A 4137-nucleotide genomic window follows, 5' to 3' on the forward strand; every position below is an offset into this window, starting at 1 on the left:
CGGAGGTACTGGCGGACCTGCATTCTGGAGAGCATCGAGGAGTTGTGGTCGACTCGCCGCCGGGGGCGGGAAAGTCGACGCTGGTGGTGCGGGCGGCGGGGGAACTGGCCGAGGCCGGCGAGCCGCTGATCGTGATCGCTCAGACGAATGAGCAGGTCGACGACCTGGTCGGGCGGCTGGCCCAGGCTCAGCCGGAGCTGCCGATCGGGCGGCTGTCCGCGAACGAGTACACCGCGACAGAGCGGATCAAGAACTACTCGACGGTCCGGGTCGCGGCGAAGGTCGCGGATCTGGGCGGGTCGTCGGTGATCATCGGTACGGCTGCCAAGTGGGCGCTGGTGCCGGAGGGGCGCTGGCCGTGGGCGATCGTGGACGAGGCGTACCAGATGCGGTCCGATGCTCTGTTGAGAGTGGCGGGACGGTTCGACCGGGCGCTGTTCGTGGGTGATCCGGGGCAGCTCGATCCGTTCTCTACTGTGGAGACCGGGCGGTGGACCGGGCTGACCTGGGATCCGATGCAGTCTGCGGTGGCGGCGTTGCTGCGGCACAACCCGGAGCTGCCGGTGCACCGGTTACCGGTCTCGTGGCGGCTGCCGGCGTCGGCCGCTCCGGTGGTGGCGGAGGCGTTCTATCCGTTCACCGGGTTCTCGGCGGGGACTACTGCTTCGCAGCGGTCGCTTTCGTTCACTGCTGCCGGGTTCGGGGGTGGGGCGGTGGACGAGGCGTTGGAGTTGGCGGCGGCTACCGGGTGGGCGCTGTACGAGCTGCCGGCTCGGCACACGTTGCGTACGGACGGGGAGGCGGCGGCGGCTTGTGCGCGGCTGGCGTTGCGGCTGTTGGAGCGGGGTGCGGTGGCGGTGTCGGAGCGGGCGCCGGGGGGTGTCGCGGTAACGGCTGACCGGATCGCGATCGGGGCGGCGCATCGGGACCAGGTGGCGGCCATCCGCCCCGAGCCGCGTGCGGATGGGGCGGGGATCACGGTCGACACGGCGAACCGGCTACAGGGGCGGGAGTACGACGTGACGATCGTGCTGCATCCGCTGTCGGGGCGGCGGGACGCCACGGCGTTTCACCTGGAGGCGGGGCGGTTGTGTGTGCTGACCTCTCGGCATCGGCACGCGTGTGTGGTGGTGGCGCGGGCCGGGATCGCGGAGCTGTTGGACGCACACCCGTCGACCGAGCCGGTGCACCTGAACGTACCGGTCAGGTTTCCGGACGGCTGGGAAGCGAACCAGGCCATTGCTGCTCATCTTGAGAAGACCAAGCGTCTCGTTTGACTGGTCGATGAAGACCTCCAGTCGGAGATAGATGCCCTCCAAGGCTTCGCTAGAGGCAAGCCCGCACGTCGCGACGGCCGGTGAAGCAGGGCCCGAATGCCCGTGCGCTGGGCCGTACCCCCCGTGGCCGCCGGCCGACTCGTGTGATGTCGGCCATCTTGACAAGTGGCCATCCGTGCGGCCACCCGGCAGCGGCAGACCGACTCCGATGTCCCGCCGCCGGCACTGACCTCACCATTTCTGAAAGCGGCAGGAATAAAGCTGCCGGCTATTCTGCCGGCTATTCTGCCGGTCAATTTCCGTCGAGTCCACGTCGACATTTCCCATGACACGTTCCCGTAACCCGAACGCTTGCTGGACTCGCTAGCGTCGACAACGCCCGGAAGTGACCGGGAAAGTTACCTGGGAGAGGAATCATGCGCAGAAAACTGATCCGGAAATTGGTCGCTGGCGCGGCGGCGGGGCTGGCGCTGATACCGCTCGCCCCGATGACCGCCTTAGCAGCATCGGACGGGGGCGTGCAGTGGACGCCCTGCGAGGAGGACGCCAGCGCCGTGTGCAGCACCCTGGAGGTACCGGTCGACTGGGCCGACCCGGGCGGGCCGACCATCGCGTTGGCCCTGGCCAAGCGGCCTGCTACCGACCCGGATGCGCGGCGCGGATCGCTGGTCGTCAACCCGGGCGGACCTGGCGGCTCGGGCGTCGACGCGGCGCTGTGGGGCGGATACAGCGATGAACTCCACCGCCACTTCGACATTCTCGGATTCGATCCGCGCGGTGTCGCCCGGAGTGCTCCGGTCATGTGTTCTCTGGACGAAATCCTCGACCTGCCGAGCGGACCGATCAAGACACCGACGGCATTCAACGACATGGTCACCGCGACCCGGCAACTCGCGGCGGACTGCCGCAGCCACAGCGGGCCGGTCTTCGACCACGTGGACACGCTCCAGGTGGTTCGCGACATCGACGCGATCCGGGCCGCGGTCGGCGACGACAAGCTGACCTTCTTCGGCATGTCGTACGGCACGCTGATGGCCCAGCAGTACGCCGATCGTTATCCGAACCGGGTGCGCGCCATTGTCGCCGACAGCACGATGGACCACAGCCAGGATGCTCGCGGATTCGCCGTCACCCAGGCGGCCACCGGTCAGGACTCGTTCAACGAATTCGTCGCCGGCTGCGCCCGGCTGCGCGACTGTGCCCTGTACGGTCGGAACATCCGCCAGTTCTGGCAGCGGCTGCTGGACCGCGCCGCTCGCGGCGAGCTGCCGGATCCGGACCAGCCGAGTTACAAGATCACCCAGCAGGATCTGGTCAACTTCGTCCTGGGCAACCTCAACTACCAACCCTACTGGCTGGGCATCGCCAGTGAGCTGGAGCGGATCGACGCGGGGCGCCCGTCGACCGCGAGCGCGGCGGCCAGGCAGTCGGCCGAGGACGAGCCCACGGTGGTGCCGTTCGCGTACCAGGCGGTTCTCTGCCAGGACTGGAACCTGAAGACGCGCGACTTCGCCCAGTGGAGTTCCATCGCCGCCGACGCCCAGCGTGCGGCGCCGGACCTGCCGGACCTGCCGAGGGCTGCGGTGGGCGCGATCTGCCTGGGCTGGCCGACCGTGGCGAACAATCCGCAGCGCCGGATCACCCCGACCAACGACGCGAAGCTGCTGTTCGCCAACTCGCTGCACGATCCGGCCACCGGCTACAACTGGGCGCTGGGCGCCGCCGGCCAATTCGGTAGCCATGCCGAACTGCTGACCTACGAGGGTTGGGGCCACATCGTGTACGGGCGGGTGGCCTGCGCAGACGGGGCGATCGACCGGTATCTGATCGACCTCGTCGTGCCCGCCAAGGGCACTCGGTGCGCGGCCGCCCCGCCGCCGGGTACCACGTCGAGTGATGCCCGCAGCAGGACCGCGAGCCCGGACGCCGGGCCCGCCCCGAGCAAACTCGTGCCGCTGCGCGGGGAACCGGAGCTGCCGACCTGGCTCTTCTGAGCCACCGGAGATACACCAAGGTGGCCGGGACGCCGTCGCTGTCCCGGCCACCTTCCTGGCTCCCTGGCCACCGAGCGGTGAGCTGCGGCTGCGGTTACCGGAACCGGCCGGGCGGTGGACCGGGCCCGGGACACCCCGACCCGGGCCCACCTGTACCCAGTCGTACTCCTGTCCGCCGGGCAGCCCGCCCTGGTCGCCGGTGCGGAGGACCGCCTGTACCTGAACGCCCACGCCCCCCGTGGCGTGGCCGGACCGATGCCCGTGCTGGTCCTCCTGCGCGGCGGCAAGTCCGGGCCGGCAGCCTGTACGACCCCGGCCGCCGACCGGGGGCTGCCTGCGAAGGTCCTGTTGCGGTGCGACCACAAGCCTCTTGTACGAGCCGCCGATCCGGCGGCCAGCATGAAAGGGCTGGTAACCAACCAGGAAAGGGCCACGGCGGCGACCAGACCGTCGTCGAGCGGAGGTGCTCACCTCAGGCGGCGACGGTTCGGGCGGCGGCGTACATGCTGGAGGAAGAGGCTGCTCAAGCTGCCAGACGACGCGCACTGGGCGGTCACCGTTTCACCTGGAGGCGGGGCGGTTGTGTGTTGACGTCACGGCATCGGCACGCGTGTGTGGTGCTGGCGCGGGCGGGATCGCCGGGCTGCTCGACGCGCATCCGTCGACCGAGCCGGTGCAGGTGAACGTACCGGTCAGATTTCCGGACGGCTGGGAAGCGAACCAGGCCGTAGCGGCGCACCTAGACGAGTAGTTCCGAAGTCTGGGGTCGATGTCCGGGCATGAGGAGAGGGCATCCAAGATCATGTTGTGACGCAAGACCTGGACACCCTCTTGACCGCACTGTACGTGAAGATCGACGACATGAT

2 protein-coding genes and 1 pseudogene are annotated in these 4137 nt (G+C 69.0%); all 3 read left to right on the plus strand.

Annotation, left to right across the window (positions count from 1 at the left end; translation table 11 throughout):
* The first annotated feature begins 8 nt into the window (after nucleotides 1-8).
* Nucleotides 9-1277 carry an AAA family ATPase gene (locus I0C86_RS39550; protein WP_230395565.1) on the plus strand — a complete coding sequence of 423 codons (1269 nt, stop codon included), beginning with the start codon at nucleotides 9-11 and terminating at the stop codon, nucleotides 1275-1277.
* A 416-nt stretch (nucleotides 1278-1693) separates the two neighbouring features.
* Nucleotides 1694-3271 carry an alpha/beta fold hydrolase gene (locus tag I0C86_RS39555; protein WP_196206440.1) on the plus strand — a complete coding sequence of 526 codons (1578 nt, stop codon included), beginning with the start codon at nucleotides 1694-1696 and terminating at the stop codon, nucleotides 3269-3271.
* Between the two features lie 556 nt (nucleotides 3272-3827).
* Nucleotides 3828-4022 (plus strand): annotated as a pseudogene (locus I0C86_RS44175) (helicase); the annotation flags it as partial.
* Nucleotides 4023-4137: the final 115 nt, after the last annotated feature.

It is taken from the genome of Plantactinospora alkalitolerans (assembly GCF_015690345.1).
GTDB lineage: Bacteria > Actinomycetota > Actinomycetes > Mycobacteriales > Micromonosporaceae > Plantactinospora > Plantactinospora alkalitolerans.

Excerpts from the sequence above, each read along its gene's own strand:
- I0C86_RS39555 (WP_196206440.1), top strand. The coding sequence starts at position 1,694 with ATGCGCAGAAAACTGATCCGGAAATTGGTCGCTGGCGCGGCGGCGGGG.